At 57.3% G+C, this 22,246-nt stretch carries 22 protein-coding genes; 12 read left to right on the top strand and 10 right to left on the bottom strand.

Annotation, left to right across the window (positions count from 1 at the left end; genetic code table 11):
- Positions 1-63: 63 nt before the first annotated feature.
- The 3 genes from DXX3274_RS11725 to pabB all read right to left on the bottom strand — a co-directional run bounded on the left by DXX3274_RS11725 (position 64) and on the right by pabB (position 3,666).
- Positions 64-1,425, bottom strand: coding sequence for an L-serine ammonia-lyase (locus tag DXX3274_RS11725; RefSeq protein WP_042859923.1), 1,362 nt, complete (start codon positions 1,423-1,425; stop codon positions 64-66).
- Positions 1,426-1,656: 231 nt separating this feature from the next.
- On the bottom strand, positions 1,657-2,280 hold the full coding sequence (locus DXX3274_RS11720; RefSeq protein WP_042859922.1) for a CoA pyrophosphatase: 624 nt from the start codon (positions 2,278-2,280) through the stop codon (positions 1,657-1,659).
- A gap of 15 nt (positions 2,281-2,295) precedes the next feature.
- The gene (pabB, locus tag DXX3274_RS11715) at positions 2,296-3,666 is read right to left on the bottom strand and encodes an aminodeoxychorismate synthase component 1 (protein ID WP_042859921.1); all 1,371 of its coding nucleotides are present in this window, start codon (positions 3,664-3,666) and stop codon (positions 2,296-2,298) included.
- A gap of 146 nt (positions 3,667-3,812) precedes the next feature.
- On the opposite strand from pabB, the gene DXX3274_RS11710 reads away from it, so the two are divergent.
- Positions 3,813-4,004, top strand: a complete 192-nt coding sequence (locus tag DXX3274_RS11710) for a YoaH family protein (protein WP_038658394.1) — start codon at positions 3,813-3,815, stop codon at positions 4,002-4,004.
- Between the two features lie 73 nt (positions 4,005-4,077).
- Here the strand turns inward: DXX3274_RS11710 and DXX3274_RS11705 are convergent, their stop codons facing one another.
- Positions 4,078-4,425, bottom strand: coding sequence for a RidA family protein (locus DXX3274_RS11705; RefSeq protein ID WP_038658397.1), 348 nt, complete (start codon positions 4,423-4,425; stop codon positions 4,078-4,080).
- Positions 4,426-4,630: 205 nt separating this feature from the next.
- Between DXX3274_RS11705 and DXX3274_RS11700 the strand changes: the two genes are divergently transcribed.
- The 5 genes from DXX3274_RS11700 to rnd all read left to right on the top strand — a co-directional run bounded on the left by DXX3274_RS11700 (position 4,631) and on the right by rnd (position 11,240).
- Complete coding sequence (locus tag DXX3274_RS11700) at positions 4,631-6,550, top strand: ATP-dependent DNA helicase (protein ID WP_042859919.1); 1,920 nt, start codon at positions 4,631-4,633, stop codon at positions 6,548-6,550.
- 65 nt (positions 6,551-6,615) lie between these two features.
- Positions 6,616-7,317 carry a tRNA (adenosine(37)-N6)-threonylcarbamoyltransferase complex dimerization subunit type 1 TsaB gene (tsaB, locus tag DXX3274_RS11695; RefSeq protein WP_042859918.1) on the top strand — a complete coding sequence of 234 codons (702 nt, stop codon included), beginning with the start codon at positions 6,616-6,618 and terminating at the stop codon, positions 7,315-7,317.
- 76 nt (positions 7,318-7,393) lie between these two features.
- Positions 7,394-8,011, top strand: a complete 618-nt coding sequence (locus DXX3274_RS11690) for a Slp family lipoprotein (protein WP_038919154.1) — start codon at positions 7,394-7,396, stop codon at positions 8,009-8,011.
- A 216-nt stretch (positions 8,012-8,227) separates the two neighbouring features.
- Complete coding sequence (gene fadD / locus DXX3274_RS11685; protein ID WP_042859917.1) at positions 8,228-9,898, top strand: long-chain-fatty-acid--CoA ligase FadD; 1,671 nt, start codon at positions 8,228-8,230, stop codon at positions 9,896-9,898.
- Between the two features lie 220 nt (positions 9,899-10,118).
- Positions 10,119-11,240 (top strand): ribonuclease D, encoded by a 1,122-nt coding sequence (gene rnd / locus DXX3274_RS11680; RefSeq protein ID WP_042862074.1) that lies wholly within the window; start codon positions 10,119-10,121, stop codon positions 11,238-11,240.
- A 72-nt stretch (positions 11,241-11,312) separates the two neighbouring features.
- Here rnd and minE read toward each other — a convergent pair whose 3' ends face one another.
- The 3 genes from minE to minC are packed head-to-tail and all read right to left on the bottom strand — an operon-like array spanning position 11,313 to position 13,114.
- On the bottom strand, positions 11,313-11,594 hold the full coding sequence (minE, locus tag DXX3274_RS11675) for a cell division topological specificity factor MinE (protein WP_033570808.1): 282 nt from the start codon (positions 11,592-11,594) through the stop codon (positions 11,313-11,315).
- A 3-nt stretch (positions 11,595-11,597) separates the two neighbouring features.
- Complete coding sequence (gene minD, locus DXX3274_RS11670; protein WP_033570809.1) at positions 11,598-12,410, bottom strand: septum site-determining protein MinD; 813 nt, start codon at positions 12,408-12,410, stop codon at positions 11,598-11,600.
- A gap of 20 nt (positions 12,411-12,430) precedes the next feature.
- Positions 12,431-13,114 carry a septum site-determining protein MinC gene (gene minC / locus DXX3274_RS11665; RefSeq protein ID WP_038658414.1) on the bottom strand — a complete coding sequence of 228 codons (684 nt, stop codon included), beginning with the start codon at positions 13,112-13,114 and terminating at the stop codon, positions 12,431-12,433.
- Positions 13,115-13,250: 136 nt separating this feature from the next.
- Here minC and DXX3274_RS11660 point away from each other — a divergent pair, with 136 nt between their 5' ends.
- From DXX3274_RS11660 to DXX3274_RS11650, 3 genes are all read left to right on the top strand, one after another.
- Positions 13,251-13,523, top strand: a complete 273-nt coding sequence (locus DXX3274_RS11660) for a YcgL domain-containing protein (protein ID WP_013318040.1) — start codon at positions 13,251-13,253, stop codon at positions 13,521-13,523.
- A gap of 375 nt (positions 13,524-13,898) precedes the next feature.
- Positions 13,899-14,555 carry a fumarylacetoacetate hydrolase family protein gene (locus tag DXX3274_RS11655; protein ID WP_042859916.1) on the top strand — a complete coding sequence of 219 codons (657 nt, stop codon included), beginning with the start codon at positions 13,899-13,901 and terminating at the stop codon, positions 14,553-14,555.
- 104 nt (positions 14,556-14,659) lie between these two features.
- The gene (locus DXX3274_RS11650; protein ID WP_022633724.1) at positions 14,660-15,106 is read left to right on the top strand and encodes a YcgN family cysteine cluster protein; all 447 of its coding nucleotides are present in this window, start codon (positions 14,660-14,662) and stop codon (positions 15,104-15,106) included.
- A gap of 108 nt (positions 15,107-15,214) precedes the next feature.
- On the opposite strand, the gene dsbB is transcribed toward DXX3274_RS11650, so the two are convergent.
- On the bottom strand, positions 15,215-15,745 hold the full coding sequence (gene dsbB, locus DXX3274_RS11645; protein ID WP_038658424.1) for a disulfide bond formation protein DsbB: 531 nt from the start codon (positions 15,743-15,745) through the stop codon (positions 15,215-15,217).
- Between the two features lie 193 nt (positions 15,746-15,938).
- Positions 15,939-16,517 (bottom strand): hypothetical protein, encoded by a 579-nt coding sequence (locus DXX3274_RS22845; RefSeq protein ID WP_256379571.1) that lies wholly within the window; start codon positions 16,515-16,517, stop codon positions 15,939-15,941.
- 258 nt (positions 16,518-16,775) lie between these two features.
- Here DXX3274_RS22845 and fadR point away from each other — a divergent pair, with 258 nt between their 5' ends.
- On the top strand, positions 16,776-17,495 hold the full coding sequence (fadR, locus tag DXX3274_RS11635; protein ID WP_042859914.1) for a fatty acid metabolism transcriptional regulator FadR: 720 nt from the start codon (positions 16,776-16,778) through the stop codon (positions 17,493-17,495).
- Between the two features lie 93 nt (positions 17,496-17,588).
- Here the strand turns inward: fadR and DXX3274_RS11630 are convergent, their stop codons facing one another.
- Complete coding sequence (locus DXX3274_RS11630) at positions 17,589-19,124, bottom strand: SpoVR family protein (protein WP_038922897.1); 1,536 nt, start codon at positions 19,122-19,124, stop codon at positions 17,589-17,591.
- Positions 19,125-19,457: 333 nt separating this feature from the next.
- Here DXX3274_RS11630 and DXX3274_RS11625 point away from each other — a divergent pair, with 333 nt between their 5' ends.
- Both DXX3274_RS11625 and DXX3274_RS23980 read left to right on the top strand, forming a co-directional pair.
- On the top strand, positions 19,458-20,708 hold the full coding sequence (locus DXX3274_RS11625) for a D-amino acid dehydrogenase (RefSeq protein WP_042859913.1): 1,251 nt from the start codon (positions 19,458-19,460) through the stop codon (positions 20,706-20,708).
- A gap of 600 nt (positions 20,709-21,308) precedes the next feature.
- A complete protein-coding gene (locus DXX3274_RS23980; RefSeq protein WP_042859912.1) occupies positions 21,309-21,929 on the top strand; it encodes a filamentous hemagglutinin N-terminal domain-containing protein in 621 nt (206 codons plus the stop codon).
- The last annotated feature ends 317 nt before the right edge of the window (positions 21,930-22,246 follow it).

Raw genomic sequence — 22,246 nt, 5'->3', positions numbered from 1 at the left:
GTAACCGGTTTTTGTAATGAGTAGCGCAACGCCGGCGGGTCTCCCCGCCGGCGTTGTATTTGGTCAGTCGCACTGCACCTTGATAGCCAGACCGCCGCGGGAGGTTTCGCGGTATTTGGCGTTCATGTCTTTACCGGTTTCGTACATGGTTTCTATTACCTTGTCGAGCGACACGCGAGCTTCGGTGGTGCGACGCACCGCCATGCGGGTGGCGTTGATGGCTTTGACCGCGGCGATGGCGTTACGCTCGATACAAGGCACCTGCACCTGACCGGCCACCGGATCGCAGGTCAGCCCCAGATTGTGTTCCATGCCGATTTCCGCGGCCACGCACACCTGTTCCGGACTGGCGCCCAGCAGCTCGGCCAGGCCGGCCGCCGCCATCGAACAGGCTACGCCCACTTCGCCCTGACAACCGACTTCCGCTCCGGAAATCGAGGCGTTCATTTTATACAGCGACCCGATCGCGCCTGCCGCCATGAAATAACGCAGATAAATGCCGGGGCCGACCGGCTCGATAAAATGATCGTAGTAGGCCAGCACCGCCGGCACGATGCCGCAGGCGCCGTTGGTAGGCGCGGTGACCACGCGCCCGCCGGCGGCGTTTTCCTCATTGACCGCCAGTGCGAACATATTGACCCAATCCACCACGTTCATCGGGTCGTTGGACAGCTTGTCCGAGGACACCAGCATGCGGCGCAGGGCGGCGGCGCGGCGCGGTACCCGCAGCGGGCCGGGCAGCACGCCCTCGGTGTTCATGCCGCGATCCATACAGGCGCGCATGGTCTGCCAGACTGCGGCGAAATACTCTTCGATCTCCTGACGGCTATGCAGCGCCAGCTCGTTGCGCATCATCATGCCGGAGATAGACAGACCGCTCTGTTTACAGTGTTCCAGAATTTCCCGCGCGGAGCGGTAAGGATGCGGTACGGTGAAGGTGGATTCCTGAGACTGACCAAAGTGCGCTTCATCAACGATAAAACCGCCGCCGATCGAGTAATAGGTTTGGCGAAACAGCGGAAGGTCGGCGGCAAAGGCGGTCAGCGTCATGCCGTTTTCATGCAGCGGCAGGTTTTCGCCACGGAAAATCATACCGCCTTCGCGAGGGAAAGCGACGTCATGCGTGCCTGCCAGCGATAACCGCTCAGTTTGCTCCACGTCCCGGATAAACGCCGGGATGGCGTCGATATCCACGGTATCCGGCTGATTGCCCGCCAGCCCCAGGATAATCGCAATATCGGTGTGGTGGCCTTTGCCGGTCAGGGCGAGGGAGCCGTAAACCTCCACCGTCACCCGATCGGTGCGAGACAACAAATCCCGTTGTTGCAGTTCATCGACAAATTGTTTACCGGCTTTCATCGGTCCAACCGTGTGAGAGCTGGAGGGGCCAATACCGATTTTGAACATGTCGAATACGCTTATCACGCTGAAACTCCTTTAGGGACTGCCTGTTACTATAGGGGAACGAGTGATGTCATCAGGCATACCACCATTTATCTGGCGTTATGGCCGATGACATGACTCGCTCCAGGATAAAACTCGATAGATCGCGCTATTGTAGTGGAGAGTATGCTGCCACATTCGGCTTTTCACATGAAATAAAGTTATGTTATGCCGAAAAATAACTTATGGCAGACTCGACGTTTCGCCGGGAGATTACGCCGGTTCCGACGTCGCCACCTGCAACGCCAACTGGCGGATGATGGCGGCGGTCAGCCCCCAGACGAACTGCTGCCGATACCAGGATAGGTAGACGCGATGCGGCTGTTGGCGGCGCTCGATATCCAGCGAATAGTAGCGCTGGAGGGTAAAGGCGTCCCGCAGCGGCATTTCAAACAGTTCCGCCACTTCGTCGGCGTTGGGATGAAAAGGCGTGTTCTCCGGCAGCAGACCGACCACCGGGGTGACCTGATAACCGCTGGTGCTGTCGAATGCCGGCAGCGTTCCCAGTATCTGGACCGATGCCGGGGGAATCGCCACTTCCTCCTGCGCTTCGCGCAGCGCGGTGGCGATCAGCGACGAATCGTCCGGATCCGCCGCGCCGCCGGGAAAGGCCACCTGTCCGGCGTGTTTGCGCAAACGAGGCGAGCGGCGGGTCAGCAGCAGACAAGGATCGGGGCGGCGGATGATCGGCACCAGCACCGCGGCTTGCCGGTGGTGCTGGGTGATCGGCAGACCGGGGGCGCTCTGCAACTGAAAGCGGGTAATAAACGCGTCCAGATCATAGGGACGGTATACGTCAGTGCGGTCTGAGAGAGGCAACAGCGTGGCGTCGGTCATGTCGGTCAGCTCTGTTTAATCCGTGGTCGATACGGTTAATAACGGCAGAATGCGGCCAATCTTGTCGAATGTTTCCTGATATTCTGCCTGTTCTTCGCTGTCGGCCACAATTCCGCCGCCGGCCCAGCAGGAAAGCGTGCCATTGGCGGCGATCAGCGTACGGATAGTGATGTTGGTGTCCATCGTGCCGCAGACGCTGAGATAGCCGATGCTGCCGCAATAGACGTTGCGGCGATGCGGTTCCAATTCCTCGATGATCTCCATGGCTCGCACTTTGGGCGCGCCGGTAATGGAACCGCCGGGAAAACAGGCGCGCAGCACATCCGTGGCGTGCTGCTGCGCGGGTAATCGCGCTTCGATAGTGCTGACCAGATGGTGCACCGCCGGAAACGGCTCCACCACAAACAATTCCGGCACCCGCACGCTGCCCGGCACCGCTACCCGGCCGATATCGTTACGCAGCAGGTCGACAATCATCAGGTTCTCGGCGCGATCTTTCTCGGAGGCAGCCAGCCGTTGCGCCTGACGGGCATCGGCGTCGGCATCCGGCAGCCGCGGCAGCGTGCCTTTGATCGGTCGGGTCTGAATGTGGTTATCGTGCAGCCACAGGAAACGCTCCGGCGAAATGCTGAGCACCGCGCTGTGCGGCAACCGCAGGAACGCGGAAAACGGCGCCCGGTTGCTGGCGGAAAGCGTCAGGAACGCCTGCCATTCGTCGCCCTGATAACCGGCTTGAAAACGCTGGGCCAGATTGACCTGATAGCAGTCTCCGGCACGCAGATAATCCTGAATACGGCGAAATTTTTCGCCGTACTGCTCCCGGCTCATGTTGGCTTGCCAGTCGCTGGTCAGGCGAAATGCGCCCGGTTCGGCAGGCGACAGAGCGTTGAGCCAGGCCAGTCTGGCGTCGATATCGCCGTGGGCGACCAGGGTCAGGCGTTGTTGATGATGGTCGGCAATCAACGCCCAGTCGTAAATGCCCACCGCCATGTCGGGCAGGTCGATATCCCGGTCGGCGATGGCCGGCAACTGCTCCACCCGTCGTCCCAGATCGTAACCAAACAAACCGAGAGCGCCGCCCTGAAACGGATAATCCGGGTGCGGCGGCACATCCAGCGCCAGCGCATCGAGCTGCTGTTGCAGCAGGTGAAACGGGTCTTCCGCGGAGGTCTGCCGGGCATCGCCGTGTTGGATCGTGGTCAGTTCGCCGACGGTCTGCAGGGTCAGACGCGGCTCCGCCACCAGAATGTCAAAACGGTTATGAGGATGGTCGGCAAACCCGGAATGAAGCAACATCGCCCAGGGCTGGCGCGATAGGGAACTAAAAAGGCGCAACAGCGCATCCGGCTGATACGGTAGCGCGTGATAGACTATCGGTGTCGGCATAGCGGTATTGGTATGGTTTCTCGGCGTTGGTCATGCCGGCAGCCGTACGCTGAACCGGCAGCATGCATCGCAGCGGTGCAAGCGTACCACAAACCGTGGCGGATCGCTGGCGTGGCCGGCATAAAAAGGTTTTCAGGAGAAGAATGATGTTTGCAGGTATCCCGGCGCTGACTCATGAGCAGCAGCAACAGGCGGTGGAAAGAATACAACAGCTGATGGCGGAAGGCATGAGCAGCGGCGAAGCCATCGCGCAGGTGGCGGAAGAACTGCGCCAGAATCATCAGGGGGCGCGGGTGGTGGCGCGTTTTGAGGACGACGAGGCCTCTTCGCAGGAGTAGCAGGAATACAGGAATACAGGAATAGCAGGAATAATGGCGTTCGGGCGGCGCGTGAACCGCCGCCCGCGCAGGATCAGCCGACTGCGGCGATCGCTTTGATTTCCACTTTGAATTTCGGGTTCATCAGTTTGGCTTCCACGGTGCAACGCACCGGCGCGCTGCCGGCCACTACCCAAGCGTCCCAGGCGGCGTTCATGGCGGCGAAATCAGCTTTATCGGCCAAAAAAATGGTTACGTCCAGCAGGCGGCTTTTATCGCTGCCGGCCTGTTGCAGGATGGCGTCCAGCGACGCCAGCGCGTTTTCGGTCTGGGCGAGGGCGTCGTCGTCCAGATTTTCCGGCACGCTGGTGTAGTACAGCGTGTTGTTGTGGATCACGGCGTCGGACCAGCGTGCGTCGGGATTGATGCGGGTAATCGACATGAAGTCAGGCTCCTCGTTTCAGTCTGCGCGCCTGCCGGGACAGGCGCTAAAACCGCAGAGACTAACACAGTTCTCTCCAACAGGTGATCCCTGAGCAGGACGGCAGACGCGACCCGAAGTGGTGTCGTGCGCGCAGGCTTGGCATAATCAGCCACCTTTATCCAGCCGAATCAGGGCGACGGCAGTGTCAGACAAGAGAGGCAGCGTGGCAGCAGACAGCTCAATCGACGATTTTGCAACCGATGGCGTACTGGCGCAGGCGATTCGGGGTTTCCAGCCGCGCGAACCGCAGCGCCAGATGGCAGCCGCCGTGCTGGAGGCGATCGACGCCAAAAAACCGCTGGTGGTGGAAGCGGGCACCGGCACCGGCAAGACCTACGCTTACCTGGCGCCCGCGCTGCGTTCCGGCAAAAAGGTGATTGTCTCCACCGGCTCGCGCGCGCTGCAGGATCAGCTGTACAGTCGCGATTTACCGACTGTCGCCAACGCGCTGAATTTTCAAGGCAAGCTGGCGCTGTTGAAAGGGCGTGCCAATTATCTGTGCATCGAACGACTGGAACAGCAATCGCTGGCGGGCGGCGATCTTGGCCGCGACGTGCTGCGCGAACTGGTGAGGCTGCGCGGCTGGAGTTCCGAAACCGAAGACGGCGACATCAGCCAGTGTGGCGATGTGGCTGAAGACAGCGCGGTATGGCCGCTGGTGACCAGCACCAACGATAACTGTCTCGGCAGCGACTGCCCGCACTACAAGGAGTGCTTTGTGGTGAAGGCGCGCCGACGGGCGATGGATGCCGATGTGGTGGTGGTGAATCATCATCTTTATCTGGCGGATATGGTGGTCAAGGAGAGCGGATTTGCCGAACTGATCCCCGACAGCGACGTGGTGATATTTGATGAAGCCCACCAGATCCCGGACATCGCCAGCCAGTATTTCGGCCAGCAGCTCTCCAGTCGCCAGTTGCTGGACCTCGCCAAAGATATCGTGATTGCCTACCGTACCGAAGTGCGTGACGCCAGCCAGTTACAGAAAAGCGCCGATCGCCTGAGCCAGAGTACCCAGGATTTTCGCCTGGCGCTGGGCGACCCGGGATTTCGCGGCAACTTACGTGACATTGTCACGGATAATCTGTTGCAACGGTCGCTGACGCTGCTGGATGACGCGCTGGAACTGTGCTGCGATGTCGCCAAGCTGTCGCTGGGCCGCTCCGCGTTGCTGGACGCGGCGTTTGAACGCGCGACCATATACCGTGCCCGGCTGAAGCGACTGCGGGACGTGCAGCAACCCGGTTACAGCTACTGGTACGAATGCACCTCGCGTCATTTCGTGCTGGCGCTGACGCCGCTGTCAGTCGCGGACCGTTTCCGGGACGTGATGAAAGAAAAACCGGCCTGCTGGGTATTCACCTCGGCTACGCTGTCGGTAAACGATCAGCTCACGCATTTCATTGACCGGCTGGGGCTGGAGCAGGCCCGGACGTTGCTGCTGCCGAGCCCGTTTGATTACGCGCGTCAGGCGTTATTATGCGTGCCGCGCTACCTGCCGGAAACCAACCGGCCCGGCGCGGCCAGACAACTGGCGGGCATGTTGCGCCCGCTGATCGAGGCTAATCAGGGGCGTTGTTTCATGCTGTGCACCTCGCACCAGATGATGCGCGACCTGGCCGCCGAGTTTCGGGCGTCGCTGACGTTGCCGGTGTTGGTGCAGGGCGAAACCAGCAAGCCGCAGTTGCTGGCGCAGTTTCTGGCGGCAGGCAACGCGTTGCTGGTGGCGACCGGCAGTTTCTGGGAAGGCGTGGATGTGCGGGGCGATGCGCTGTCGTGCGTGATTATCGACAAACTGCCGTTTACCTCCCCGGACGATCCGTTGCTCAAGGCGCGTATGGAGGATTGTCGGGTGCACGGCGGCGACCCGTTCGACGAGGTGCAATTGCCCGATGCGGTGATTACGCTGAAGCAGGGCGTCGGTCGATTGATCCGCGATGTGGAAGACCGCGGCGTGCTGGTGATTTGCGACAACCGGCTGGTGACGCGGCCGTATGGCGAAGTGTTTCTCACCAGCCTGCCGCCGGCGCCAAGAACGCGGGATTTGCGGCGAGCCATCGATTTTCTGACGCGCAAACCGTGACGGTCACCGGCGCTGGCTGCTATGATGCGCGCCGTTGAAATATTCTCTCCCTGCCTGAGGTTGGCATGTCTACGCGAATTTTAGCGCTTGATACCGCAACGGAAGCCTGTTCCGTTGCACTCTGGAATGACGGTGAAATCCATTCCCTGTTTGAAGTCTGCCCCCGCGAGCATACCCAGCGGGTACTGCCGATGGTCCGGCAATTGCTGGCCGATCACGGCATGACGCTTGGCCAACTGGATGCGCTGGCATTCGGGCGCGGGCCGGGCAGCTTCACCGGCGTGCGTATTGGCATCGGCATCGCACAAGGGCTGGCGCTGGGCGCGGACTTACCGATGCTCGGCGTGTCGACGCTGGCGACGCTGGCGCAAGGGGCGCACCGTCTGACCGGCGCCAGCCGGGTGCTGACCGCCATTGATGCCCGCATGGGCGAAGTCTACTGGGCAAGCTACGAGCGCGACGAACAGGGCGATTGGCGCGGCGAGGCGAGTGAAGCCGTGCTGGCGCCGGTTCAGGTGCAGTCACTGGCGGCATCGCTGAACGGCGATTGGGCCACCGCGGGAACCGGCTGGCAAACCTATCCGGACTTGGTCGGCCATCCTGATATCGTCCTGAATCACACCGATATGCTGTTGCCGCAGGCGCAGGACATGCTGCCGCTGGCGTGGCGGTTGTGGACGTCGGGCGCAGCGGTGAGCGTGGAGCAGGCCGAACCCCGTTATCTGCGCAACGAAGTGGCGTGGAAAAAATTACCCGGCCGCGAATAACAGCAACTTATCGCATCGGCTACAGTCTAAGTCAGGTATCTGTCATAAATTGACGATGGCAAGCAGGGTATAGGTGATGACTATCCAATCTTTCGGAAATAGAACGTCGATGCGGCTGCGCCGGACCGGGCTGTGCGGACTGTTGTTGCTGAGTCTGAGCGTGTTGTCCGGCTGCGTTACGTTACCGGATGAAATCCGCGGGACCTCGGCCACGCCGCAGATGGACCTGATTCGGGTGATGAATGCGCCGAATCTGTACGTTGGGCAGGAATCGCGCTTTGGCGGCCGGATTGCTGATATTCGCAACGAGGCCAATCGCACCCGGCTGGAAATTGTCAGTTTGCCGCTGGATGATGCCGGCCGGCCGCGACTGGGCGAGCCGTCTGGCGGTCGTCTGGTCGCCTACGTCAACGGGTTTCTGGAGCCGGTGGATTTCAAAAACCAGCTGATCACCGTGGTAGGGCCAATTAGCGGCACCGAGCAGGGTAAAATCGGTGAACGGCCATATCAGTATGTAGTGATTAACGTGCAGGGCTATAAACGCTGGCGCGTGGTGCAGCAGGTGGTGTTGCCGCCGCGCGCTTACGATCCCTGGTGGGATCGCCGCTACCGCCATGTCTGGGGGCCCGGTTGGGGCCCGGACTGGAACGACGGATATGCGCCGGCTCAGGTGGAGTCTGTCGTCACGGAGTAACGATCGTCAGCAATCAGGCGATAGCCTGACAGTGAACAGAGGCGGCCTGGGTCGCCTCGTTTTTTTTCGGCACGGATAACAAGTTGAAATAAGTGATCATCTTCTCAACCTGAACATTGTGAATTTCACAGTTGTTAATATGAGTTAAAATGTTGTTACAGATCACTCGGGTTGGGATTGATTATGCCACTTAAAAAATATCTCGGGAGTGACGTTTTGGAAAAAATCTGGTTAGCGCGTTATCCGGCGGATGTCCCCGCGGAAATTGACCCGGATCGCTACACTTCGCTAATCGAGTTGTTTGAACACGCGGTGTCGCGTTATGCCGACCAGCCCGCCTTTATCAATATGGGCGAGGTGATGACCTTCCGCCGGCTGGAGGAGCGCAGTCGGGCTTTTGCCGCTTACCTGCAACATCAGTTGAAACTGAAAAAGGGCGAGCGCGTCGCGTTGATGATGCCGAACCTGTTGCAGTATCCGATCGCGCTATTCGGCGTCCTGCGGGCCGGTCTGGTGGTGGTCAACGTCAATCCGCTGTATACGCCGCGTGAGCTGGAGCACCAGTTGAAAGACTGCGGCGCCTCGGCCATCGTTATCGTCTCCAATTTTGCCCATACGCTGGAAAAGGTGGTGTACAACACCCCGGTGAAACATGTGATCCTGACCCGCATGGGCGATCAACTGGCGCCGGCTAAAGGCACGTTGGTTAACTTTGTGGTCAAGTACATCAAGCGTCTGGTGCCGAAATATCATCTGCCGGACGCCATTTCGTTCCGCCAGGTGTTGCAGCAGGGCAAACGGATGCCGTATGTGAAGCCGGAGGTGAGCAATCAGGATCTGGCGTTTCTGCAATATACCGGCGGCACCACCGGCGTCGCCAAGGGCGCGATGCTGACTCACCGGAATATGCAGGCCAATCTGATGCAGGCCAGAGCCGCTTATGGCCCGGTATTGCAGGAGGGGCAGGAACTGGTGGTGACGGCGCTGCCGCTCTATCACATTTTTGCGCTGACGGTAAATTGCCTGTTGTTTGTCGAAATCGGCGGAAAAAACCTGCTGATCACCAACCCACGCGATATTCCCGGCATGATCAAAGAGCTTACGCACTATCCGTTTACCGCCATTACCGGGGTGAATACGTTGTTCAACGCCTTGCTGAACAACGATGCGTTTAGCCGGCTGGATTTCTCCACGCTGCGGCTGTCGGTAGGCGGCGGCGCATCGGTGCAACAGGTGGTGGCCGAACGGTGGGAAAAACTGACCGGCATCCATCTGCTGGAAGGCTATGGATTGACGGAAAGCGCGCCGCTGGTGGCGGGAAATCCGTATGATCTGCAACATTACAGCGGCAGCATCGGCTTGCCGGTGCCGTCCACCGATGTGCGTATCGTCAATGATGACGGTCAGGATGTGGCGCCCGGCGACCCCGGCGAATTGTGGGTGCGCGGCCCGCAGGTGATGTCCGGTTACTGGCAGCAGCCTGCCGCGACTCACGACGTGCTGAAAGAGGGCTGGCTGGCGACCGGTGACATTGTCACGGCGGACGCGCAGGGGTTCCTGAAAATCGTCGACCGTAAAAAAGACATGATTCTGGTGTCTGGCTTCAATGTTTATCCCAATGAAATCGAGGAAGTGGTGGCGCGCCATCCGAAGGTATCCGAAGCGGCGGCGATTGGCGTGCCCAGCGAAACGTCGGGCGAGGCGGTCAAAGTCTTCGTGGTGTGCCGCGATCCCTCGCTGACGGTGGAAGAACTGATCAGTCACTGCCGTCGTAACCTCACCGGGTATAAGGTGCCGCGGTTATTCGAATTCCGCAGCGAGTTACCGAAATCCAACGTGGGAAAAATTCTCCGGCGTGAGCTGCGTAATGAGCAGTCAGCCGCCTGAAGGTTGCCTGTGGTAGTCATGACGGGTATGGTGGTGGCCTGCCTGCTGAGCACCACAGGACAACATCGCCTTTCGCGTCAAGCCATTACCTGCCCTGATGGTGCGGTCTGACCCGCGTGATGTATTGTCCGCCATGAACGTGATGTGTTGTCCGCCATGAATATGTTCCATGCCCCGGTCGCGGCTAGCCGCTCCGGGGCGCAACCAAGAGAATACCGTTTTGAATTATCAGTTGATTACTACCGATGAAGGATTATCAGCGGTGTGCGTACAGGCGTGCGCGGTGTCCGAGGTGGCGCTGGACACCGAGTTTGTTCGTACTCGTACCTATTATCCGCAACTGGGGCTGATTCAGTTGTATGACGGTGACAATCTGTCGCTGATCGACCCGCTGGCGATCGGTGACTGGGCGCCGTTTCGCGCTCTGTTGCAGAACCCGCAGGTGACCAAGTTTCTGCATGCCGGCAGCGAAGACCTGGAGGTGTTTCTGAATGCGTTCGGCTGCCTGCCGTCGCCGTTCATCGATACCCAGATTCTGGCGGCGTTTCTGGGTAAGCCGTTGTCCTATGGTTTTGCCGCGCTGGTGGCGGATTACCGCCAGGTCGCGTTGGATAAAAGCGAATCCCGTACCGATTGGCTGGCGCGTCCGCTCAGCGAAAAGCAGTGCCAGTACGCCGCAGCGGACGTGTTCTATCTGCTGCCGGTAGCCAGAACGCTGGTGGAGGAAACCCGTACGGCAGGTCGGCTGGAAGCGGCGCTGGACGAGTGCCTGTTACTGTGCCAGCGCCGTCAGGAGGTGCTGGCGCCGGAATTGGCGTATCGGGAGGTAGGCAATGCCTGGCAGCTGCGCGGCCGTCATCTGGCCTGTTTGCAGAAACTGGCGGCGTGGCGTCTTCGTAAGGCGCGGGAGCGCGACAGCGCGGTCAATTTCATTGTCCGGGAAGAGAACCTGTGGCAAGTGGCCCGTTGTCTGCCCGGTTCGCTTGGCGAGCTGGATTCGCTGGGGTTGAGCGGGCCGGAGATTCGTTATCACGGCAAGACGCTGCTGGCGCTGGTGGCGGAAACCGCGTCGCTGAGCGAGGCGGATTATCCGCCGCCGGTGGTCAATCTGATCGACTATCCCGGTTATAAGAAAGCGTTCCGCGACATCAAGGCGCTGGTGCAGCAGTGTGCGGAGCAAAGCGGATTGTCGGCCGAATTGCTGGCATCCCGGCGGCAGATTAACCGGTTGCTGAACTGGTACTGGAAACTGACGTTGCCGGAAAATGAACCTGAACTGGTAACCGGCTGGCGCGGCCGCCTGTTTGGAGCCGGTCTGAAAGATATTCTGGCGCATTACTGATATCGACATGCCGCCCTTGCAGACAAGGGCGGCGGCCGCAACCGTTTCCTGCTGGCGCAGGGGAAACGGTGATTATTTATCGGCGGGCGTCGTGGGCTCGTCGGCTTCCGGCAAGGTAACGTTCAGTTCCAGCACGGAAATGTCGTCGCCTTTCTGTTCCAACTGCACCGTCACCATTTCCGGGTCAATCTGCACGTATTTGCAGATGACTTCCAGAATGTCGCGCTTCAACTGCGGCAGGTAATGCGGTTCACTGTCCCCACGGCGTCGCTCCGCGACAATAATCTGTAGCCGTTCCTTGGCGATATTGGCTGTCGTTTTTTTGCGGGACAAAAAGAAATCGAGTAACGCCATGATTTACCCCCCAAAGAGTCGTTTCAGGAAGCTTTTCTTCTCTTCCTCGATAAAGCGGTAAGGCCGTTCTTCTCCCAACAGACGATCCACGGTGTCCTCATAGGCTTTGCCCGCATCGGCCTCTTTGTCCAGAATGACCGGCTCGCCCTGGTTGGACGCACGCAGCACCGACTGATCTTCCGGGATCACGCCGACCAGAGGAATGCGCAGAATTTCCAGCACGTCCTCCATGCTCAGCATGTCGCCGCGGCTGACGCGGCCCGGATTGTAACGGGTGAGCAGCAAATGCTCTTTGATCGGCTCCTGGCCCTGTTCGGCGCGACGCGACTTGGAGGACAAAATCCCCAGGATACGGTCGGAGTCGCGTACTGACGACACTTCCGGGTTGGTGGTGATGATGGCTTCATCCGCGAAGTAAAGCGCCATCAACGCACCGGTTTCAATACCGGCAGGGGAATCGCAGATAATGAAATCGAACTCCATGTCGGCCAGATCCTTGAGTACCTTGTCCACGCCTTCACGGGTCAGGGCTTCTTTATCGCGGGTCTGCGACGCCGGCAGGATATACAGATTTTCGGTACGCTTATCTTTTATCAGCGCCTGATTCAGGGTGGCGTCGTTCTGGATGACATTCACAAAGTCATACACGACCCGGCGCTCACATCCCATGATCAGGTCGAGGTTACGCAGACCGATGTCAAAATCGATGACAACCGTCTTCTTACCTTTTTGGGCTAAACCGGTAGCAATGGCCGCGCTTGAAGTGGTCTTGCCAACGCCCCCTTTACCTGAAGTAACAACAATGATGCGTGCCATAAATAATTCCTTTCAAGGGCCTAGTCTAGAGGTTGTATGGTCAGAACATGGTCGGGCGGACTGAGTTTCAGGCGCGCCGCCTTCCCGAAATAGTTTTCCGGTATCTGATCGCTGAGCCAGTAACGCCCGGCGATCGACACCAACTCGGCGGCCAGATGGGTGCAGAAGATCTGGCTGCTGACATCGCCAGAAACCCCCGCCAGCGCACGGCCGCGCATCATGCCGTAAATATGGATATTGCCATCGGCAATGACCTCGGCACCGGCGCTAACATGGCTGGTAACGATAAGGTCACAGTCGCGGGCGTAAATTTGCTGTCCGGAACGGACGGGTGTATTGACAACCCGGGTTTTAACCGGCGCGGCGACCGGTGCCGGAGGCTGAGTCGCCCGGCGTTCCTTGCCTTCGCGCAATAGCGGGAGCCCCGCTTTGGCGATAGATAACCTGAGTTGCTCATCATCGCACCCGCTTACCCCCACGACCCGCAAACCGGCGGCGGTAATCGCCTGCTGGAGCTTAATCCAGTCAGCGTCAACGGGCAGCGCCGAGACATTGACGACCACCGGCGCGTTTTTAAGAAACGCCGGCGCCTGTTCGATCTTTTCCTGCAGGGCCTGGTGAATAATATCGGGCTGCGCATCATGCAGATGAACAACGGATAAGGTAAAGTTGCTGCCTTTCAACTCAATTGGCGTTTGTGACATCTGTCCTGACTCAGTTTCAGCATCTTTAAATCCCCAGAGTAGCATTTAAGGCATGATATTCCAGAGCGCTTCAAGCATGTTATAGTCACATGAAAATACAGGCAAGACACCATTCCCCTAGTTCAGAGTAAAAAACATGTATTGTGTGATCTACAGAAGTTCCAAACGCGATCAAACATATCTCTATGTCGAAAAAAAAGACGATTTTTCCCGCGTGCCTGACGAACTGATGAAAAGTTTCGGCCTGCCGCATCTGGTGATGTTATTACCGCTTGATGGCAGGAAAAAACTGGCGTCAGCGGATATTGATAAAGTAAAACAGATGCTTATCGAACAGGGTTTTTATCTGCAACTGCCGCCGCCGCCGGAAAATCTATTGGATGAACTGCAGGCAAGTGTAAAAAAATAATACCCGAATTATTTTTCAGATAATGTTCGATGCCGCGACGGGAATTGGCCGCTGTTTTTTAATACAGGGGTGTCAGAAATAAACCGGGCAATGGTTTAATCCTGTTCATGCTATTTTCTCAATACTGATTTATATACAGGTATATTCGTCGCAGCGGTTAAATAAACGAATTTTCATCCACCCCGCGCAATTCCTTTCTTTGGCTGGCGTATTGATAGCGGTCGCAAAAGATAGCACGGGGGTTATGATAAATTTCGGATACCGTTGTTCATCAATCGCGCTTACTTTTTTGATAGCGATGCCGGTATGATGGGCAAGCCGAGTCTGTCATGACAGGCAGGCGCCATCCGCTAACAGAAGGTCAGGAGAAGGTACATGTATCAACACAGAGACTGGCAGGGCGCATTACTGGATTTTCCGGTTAATAAAGTGGTCTGCGTCGGCAGCAACTATTCCGAGCACATTCGTGAAATGGGCAGCGCCAAATCGGCGGAACCGGTTCTGTTCATCAAACCTGAAACCGCGTTGTGCGATTTGCGTCAGCCGGTGGCCATTCCTAAAGCGCTGGGTTCGGTACACCACGAGGTTGAACTGGCGGTATTGATCGGCACGCCGCTCAAGCAGGCTAATGAAGAACGGGTTGCCAGAGCGATTGCCGGTTACGGCGTAGCGTTGGACCTGACGCTGCGTGATTTGCAGGCCGGGTTCAAGAAAGCCGGGCAACCGTGGGAAAAAGCCAAAGGGTTCGATGGTTCCTGTCCGGTATCCGGTTTTATCCCGGTGGCTGAATTTGGCGATCCGCAGCAGGCGGAACTGGGCATCAGCATCAATGGCGAAGTGCGTCAGCAGGGCAATACGCGTGACATGATCACGCCGATTCTGCCGCTGATCGCCTACATGAGCCGCTTTTTTACCCTGCGCGCCGGCGACATCATCCTGACCGGTACGCCGCAAGGGGTGGGGCCGCTGCAGCCGGGCGATGCATTAACCATCACGCTCAACGAGCGCACGCTGACAACCCACGTTATCTGAGTATTCTGTCACCGCTCGCGGCGTTGCCGCGGGTGGTATCCCGCCTCATCCCCCATTACAATACACAGCCAGACGCCCTGTTTATCATCATCGGAATTGCAGTTATGACTCAAAAACCCTTTTGGGAAACCCAGACCCTGGAGCAAATGTCGGACGACGAGTGGGAAGCGCTTTGTGACGGCTGCGGGCGTTGCTGTTTGCACAAGCTTATCGATGAAGACACGGACGAACTCTATTTCACCAATGTGGCCTGTAATCAGCTGAATATTAAAAGCTGCCAGTGCCGCAACTATGCGCGCCGGTTTGAATACGAGCCGGATTGTATCAAGTTGACGCGGGAAAACCTGTTGTCGTTCGACTGGTTGCCCGAAACCTGCGCTTACCGGTTGATACACGAAGGGAAAGGGCTGCAACCGTGGCATCCGTTGCTGTCTGGCTCCAAAGCGGCGATGCATCAGCAAAGGATCTCGGTGCGCAACATCGCTGTGCGTGAAAGTGATGTGATGGACTGGCAGGACCATATTCTGAACAAACCGGAGTGGGCCAGATAATTCATTGTTTATCGCTGCGCTGGCGACGGCCGATTTGCTCAATTCTGCGGCTGGGGCAGGATACAGCTAAACCGGGCCGGCGATGGCCTGACCCGGTTCAGGGCGCTTTTACCGACCGAACAGGTCGCGGCGTTTGGGGCGGAAAGGTTGGGCGATCAGTACCAGCACGGCGACCAGCAGATAGGCGCCGAAAATCACGATCATCCACTGCGGCATTTCCAGATTCAGGAAACTCCACTGGCGCTCGGCGCAGTCGCCGGTGGCGGTGAAAATCGCCGGCAGCCATTTATCCAGCGGCAACCAGGACGGGAAACTGACAAAAAAGTCGCAGGTGACGAACGGCGACGGATGCAACTGGATATTGGTGTGCTTGATGGCCAGCGACAGGCCTTCCCAGGCACTGTAAATCCATAACCCGATTGCCGGATAGCGCAGCAGCGTGCCGGGGGCGACGGCTCCCACCAGGCCGGAGGCCATCACGCCGTAGAGCGCGGCGCGCTGATAAATGCACAGTACGCAGGGTTTAAGCATCATCACGTACTGGAAGTAGAGGGCAATCAGTTCAAAAACCAGTGCCGTGAACGCCATCAACAGCCAGGCGCCCCGACCGCGGGAGCAACGGTTCAAAAATCGCAACATAAAAAATATTCCATGCTAAAAACGATAGTATGGGCAGTGATAACCGTGCTCACTGCCCTCATTGAATCTCTGATCCGGATGAACTGACGTTTCTTGCGGCGGCGCCAGTGACGCCTTGTACCGCACGGAATCCGCATCAGTGCCTGAGGAGATTCTGCTGTGCCAACAAATACTCTGCTGTTTTTAACGCTTTCTATGAGGGATCGCCAGTTTCATGGCAAAATCCGCCCCTTACTATACACGATTTATGCTGGCGCATGACGGTATTGATCAATGAAGTGTCCGCATCATCTTCTGATAGCTCAACACGATGATAAATAGTGGAAAAGCTAAATAGGGTACGGAGAAATGATCGACGCGGCGGCGGGGCATCGGAAAAAATGAAAATAACCCCTCGCGCTGCCCAAAAATCGGCACCCGCCCGAGGTGGACTGATCTCCAGCCGCCCACGGTAATCACAAGCAGCAATAGCTGTTTGATAAGCGCGATTCCCGTTATCATTGGAAACCGGCAATGACAAAACTTTTATATTATTGGTAACGTCATGCCATACTTGATCTGGGCTGGTCATGCCAGTGAAAATAGCCTCCGCGCCAGCAGATTCGCCGGGTTCGACAGGTCGCATTTCAGGGCATGCCCGGAATGAAAATAAACCCGACGACCAGCCGGCGGCAAATGCGTTGACCAGAAAGAACAGCAGGTGATTGATAATTAGAAATAATAGAATGGCTGGCTTGTACCCATTCGGAATGTTGCCAGGAACGTTTCTCAGAAGAATGCGGTTGAAGTGGCGGATCCCGCACCGTTGGCTTTCTTCTTTAACGTTAATTTAATTTAACAATCGATGTGTGTTTAAAGAAAATTACCGTAAAGCGGGGCATATTCGCGTTTGTCTGGCAGGAATTGTCTTTAGTCACAGTTTTTATATCGAATTAAGATTTTCAGGTCCTGCTATGCTATGTGATGTAGGGTTCGTTTGGTATGATGATGTTGACTTTCACTAGTAAACATCGCTACGGAATATAAACTTATGGTTATAAAGGCGCAAAGTCCGGCGGGATTCGCGGAAGAGTACATTATTGAAAGTATATGGAATAATCGTTTTCCCCCGGGATCCATTCTGCCCGCAGAACGGGAACTGTCCGAATTGATCGGGGTCACGCGCACGACGTTGCGCGAGGTGCTACAGCGCCTGTCCCGTGATGGGTGGCTAACGATTCAGCACGGTAAACCAACCAAAATCAACAACTTTTGGGAAACGTCCGGGCTGAATATTCTTGAAACGCTGGCCCGGCTGGATCACGACAGCGTTCCTCAATTGATTGACAACCTACTGGCGGTACGCACCAATATCGCCGGGATTTTTATTCGCACCGCGATTCGTCTGCACCCGGCTAAATCGGTAGAAATACTTAAGCTGACTGAATCAGTTAAGGACACATCGGATGCCTACGCCGAACTGGATTACAACGTGTTCCGCGGATTGGCGTTCGCCTCCGGCAACCCGATTTACGGCCTGATTATCAACGGGTTGAAAGGGCTGTATATCCGCGTTGGACGCTACTATTTCTCCAATCCGGAAGCTCGCAAAACCGCACTGGCGTTCTATCGCCGTCTGGAGTCGCTGAGCCGTGACGGGCTGTATGAGCTGGTTCCCGACGTGATTCGCCAATACGGCAAAGAGAGCGGGGCGCTGTGGCACAGCATGCAGAACGCCATCCCGCGTGATCTGGCCGAAGGCCGCGGTTAGTTGATAACAAGCTGGTTTATAAAAACTTGCTAGATAAAAAAACGGGTAGCTGAGACGGCTACCCGTTTTTGTTGCTGGCGATCCGCCGGGACGTCATAGGGCGGCGTTGCGTGGCGGGCAGCGGTCAATCAGCTCGACGCTGCCGTCCTCATTCATCTGCTCCAGCGTTACGTCAAATCCCCATAAACGGTACACATGCTTCATCACCTCATGGCTGCTTTTGTCCAGCGGTGCGCGATTCTGCGGCACATAGCGCAAGGTCAGCGAGCGATTGCCGCGTAAATCCACGTTCCAGACCTGAATATTAGGTTCGATGTTGCTCAGGTTGTACTGGGAAGACAGTTCCTGACGGATCTTCCGGTAGCCCTTTTCATCGTGGATGGCGGCGATCTCCAGATAATTATTGTGGTCGTCATCCAGTACGGTAAACAGACGGAAATCGCGCATCACTTTGGGCGACAGGAACTGGCTGATGAAACTCTCATCCTTAAAGTTCTGCATCGCGAAGTGCAGGGTATCCAGCCAGTCTTTGCCCGCGATGTCCGGGAACCAGTAACGGTCTTCTTCCGTCGGTTCCTGACAAATACGCTTGATGTCCTGAAACATGGCGAAGCCGAGCGCATACGGGTTGATGCCACTATAGTAAGGGCTGTTGTACGGCGGCTGGTAGACCACGTTGGTGTGGCTATGGAGAAACTCCAGCATAAAGCGGTCGGACAGTTTGCCCTCGTCATAGAGATGATTGAGGATGCTGTAGTGCCAGAACGTGGCCCAGCCTTCATTCATCACCTGCGTCTGTTTTTGCGGGTAAAAATACTGGCTGATCTTACGCACGATACGCAGGATTTCACGCTGCCAGGGTTCCAGCAGCGGGGCGTTTTTCTCCATGAAATAGAGCAGGTTTTCCTGCGGCTCATTCGGGAAACGACGGGCTTTTTCCGGCGAAGTCTCCTGCTCGCGGCGGGGAAGCGTACGCCAGAGTTCGTTTACCTGGCTCTGCAGATAGGCTTCGCGGCTTTTTTGACGCAGTTTTTCCTCTTCCAGCGAGATTTTCTGCGGTCGTTTGTAGCGATCCACGCCGTAATTCATCAATGCGTGGCAGGAGTCGAGCAACTTTTCCACCTCGTCAACGCCGTGGCGCTCTTCGCATTGGGCGATGTACTGACGGGCAAACAGCAGATAATCGACGATTGAGCTGGCGTCGGTCCAACTGCGAAACAGATAGTTGCCCTTGAAAAACGAGTTGTGGCCGTAACAGGCATGAGCCATCACCAGCGCCTGCATCGGCATGGTGTTCTCTTCCATCAGGTAGGCGATGCAGGGATTGGAGTTGATGACGATTTCGTAGGCCAGCCCCTGCTGGCCGTGCTTGTAACGTTGCTCGGTTTCGATGAATTTCTTGCCGAACGACCAGTGGGCATAGTTGATGGGCATCCCAATGCTGGAATAGGCGTCCATCATCTGTTCGGAGGTGATCACCTCGATTTGATGGGGATAGGTATCCAGACGGTACAGTTTGGCTACCCGGTCAATTTCATCCAGATAGACCTGCAGCAAATCGAATGTCCAGTCAGGTCCGTCACTCAGACGTTGTGGGCTCGTTACCCGCTCATCAGTCGATATAACCATCAGCGCACCCCTCACTATAACTGCCGCCACCTCATTGCGCCGGCATACTTAATCGTAGCTTACTTTGCGAAAAGTGATGTGAAATCGGTAGCTTGGATGAAGCCTTCGTGTGAAAAACCGGATGGCATGCTGCCAGCGCTACGCCTGATTGGCTGCACGCCGCCAATGCTTATCCTACGTTGCCGTGTTCACTCTCTCATAATAAATAAAAGCTATATCTGCAACAGATGACAATTAACGGCCAAATGCTAAAGTAGACTTTTATTTTGGTGTTTACGGCGTTAAGCAGCATATTCCGCGGGATTAGCGGAGGAAGTGGGGAGAACGGTAATAATGAAGGTGGTTGTTTTAGGGAGTGGTGTTATCGGCGTCAGCACAGCCTGGTATCTGGCGCAATCAGGACATGACGTTACCGTTATTGACCGGCAGGCTGAACCCGCGCTGGAAACCAGCGCCGCCAACGCCGGTCAGATTTCTCCGGGCTATTCTGCGCCCTGGGCCGCGCCGGGGATTCCGCTCAAGGCGGTTAAGTGGCTGTTTCAGCGGCACGCGCCACTGGCGATTCGCCCGGACTTTACCGCCACGCAACTGCGTTGGATGTGGCAGATGCTGCTGAATTGCGACAGCGCGCATTATCGCGTCAATAAAGCCCGCATGGTCAGACTGGCTGAATACAGCCGTGACTGCCTGCAGGCGCTGCGCGCCAAAACCGGGATTGCCTATGAAGGGCGTCAGGGCGGCACATTACAACTGTTTCGTACCCCGCAGCAGTATGAAAACGCTTACCGTGATATCGCGGTGCTGAAAGAAGCCGGCGTACCTTATGAACTGCTGGAGGCCGATCAACTGGCCACGGTCGAACCGGCGCTGGCTGGCGTGCGCCATAAATTGTCCGGCGGGTTGCGCCTGCCGCACGATGAAACCGGCGATTGCCAGCTGTTTACCCGGCAACTGGCGACGATGGCGGCGGAGGCGGGCGTCACGTTCCGTTTCGACAGCGTGGTACAGCATCTCGACGTAGACGGTCAGCGGGTCAGCGCGGTGTATTGCAACGGTGAAAAGATCACGGCTGATGCGTATGTCATGGCGTGCGGCTCTTATTCCCGCGGTCTGCTGGAAAAGTGGTTCGACATCCCGGTCTATCCGCTGAAGGGCTATTCGCTGACCATTCCGCTGTCCAGCGAGGAGGGGGCGCCGGTTTCCACCGTACTGGATGAAACCTATAAGATCGCCATCACCCGCTTTGACCAGCGCATCCGCGTCGGCGGCATGGCGGAAATTGCCGGATTTGATCTTTCTCTGAATCACAAACGCCGTGAAACGCTGGAGATGGTGGTGCGCGATCTGTACCCGCACTGCGGACCGGTGGAACAGGCGACGTTCTGGACCGGGTTACGGCCGATGACGCCGGATGGCACGCCGCTGGTCGGGCGCTCGCCATTACAAAATCTTTATCTGAACACCGGGCACGGTACATTGGGCTGGACCATGGGATGCGGTTCCGGTCAATTGCTGGCCGATATCATTTCCGGCAACACGCCGGCAATTGAATACGACGATCTCTCCTTCTCCCGTTATGCCTAGTCGGTAATTCCGATCGTTAGCTAACCGCCCCATTGGGGCGGTTAGGCTCATCAGTAAACCCTGTTAAAAAACCGTGAAGCATCATGGGTGGAAACAACACGCCTTCGTTATCCGGTTGTCATTCAGACTTCCGTCTGGTTTTCTCTCGCTTACTTTTTTCATGAATAAATAAGTGGTCAATTTATTCCTGGAGACAGAGAAAAGAAGCTGGAGATACGAATAATACTTATTAATATCAGTAAGTTGCATTATTCATCTCTGATGTGTTAATTGAAATTGTTTTGTAAATTTTTGTATTGTTTTTGAAAAGATGACGAATTAATATGACGCCGATTATTACTGCATGGATGTGGTCTGCGTAACAGGATGTTGGCGGTTCCCGCTGTCATTCTTCCTTGCTTCTCACTTCCTGCTTTTTCCTCACCGTCGACCCCGACGGAAATACACAGCAGCCGATATCGCGGTAGCGTTTTGGCGTAAAAAATAAAAAACGGTACAGGTCTGTTCAACCGCGTTCGTTCCACACGATCTGAATGGGTTAGGCATGTGTGCCGTTAAATTACTGGTTTGCCTTGTGCATTATTATTCAGGAGTTCAGGGATGAAAGCGGTGAAGACGTCGCAGCGGGTGCTGGTGTGGGTGCTGGTATGGCTGACGGGGCTGCAGCCGGTGCTGCCGGCGCTGGCGGCGGGGGTGACGGTGGCGTCGGGCACGACGGCGCTGGAGGCGGCGGGCAACGGGGTGCCGGTGGTGAACATCGCCGCGCCGGACGCCGCGGGGCTGTCGCACAACCGCTACCACGACTTCAATGTCGACAGCCGCGGGCTCATCCTCAACAACGGCACCGCCCAGCTCAATCCGAGCCAGCTGGGCGGTCTGCTGCAGAACAACCCCAACCTGAACGGACGGTCGGCGACGGCCATCCTCAACGAGGTGGTGTCGCCGAACCGCAGCCGGCTGGCGGGCTACCTGGAGGTGGCCGGTCAGGCGGCGAACGTGGTGGTGGCGAACCCGTACGGCATCACCTGCAGCGGCTGCGGCTTTCTCAACACCCCGCGCATCACCCTGACCACCGGCACCCCGCAGTTCGACGCGGCGGGGGGGCTGAGCGGGCTGGACGTGCGCGGCGGGGACATCCTGATAGACGGGTCGGGGCTGGACGCGGGCGGGAGCGACTACTTTGCGCTGATAGCGCGCACGGCGAGCCTGCAGGCGGGCTGAGCGCGCGCGAGGCGCGGGTGGTGCTGGGGGCGAACCGGGTGGCATGGACGGCGCGTGACGGCGCAGACGGGGGACGGGCCGTCACCGGCGCTGGCGCTGGACACCGGGGCGCGTGGGGGGCATGTACGCCCACCGCATCAGTCTGGTGTCGACGGAGCAGGGGTGGGGGTGGAACGACCGCCGGGCTGAGCGCGCGGCAGGGGGACGATCCGGCTGTCGGCGAACGGGCGGCTGCAGGTGGGCAGCGCGATAGCGCAGGGCGACCTGACGGCGCAGGGCGCGACGCTGGCGCTGCAGGACCAGCAGCAGGCGCAGGG

It is taken from the genome of Dickeya sp. NCPPB 3274 (assembly GCF_000406205.1).
Classification (GTDB): domain Bacteria; phylum Pseudomonadota; class Gammaproteobacteria; order Enterobacterales; family Enterobacteriaceae; genus Dickeya; species Dickeya fangzhongdai.
This window is presented reverse-complemented; position numbering and strand designations above follow the sequence as displayed.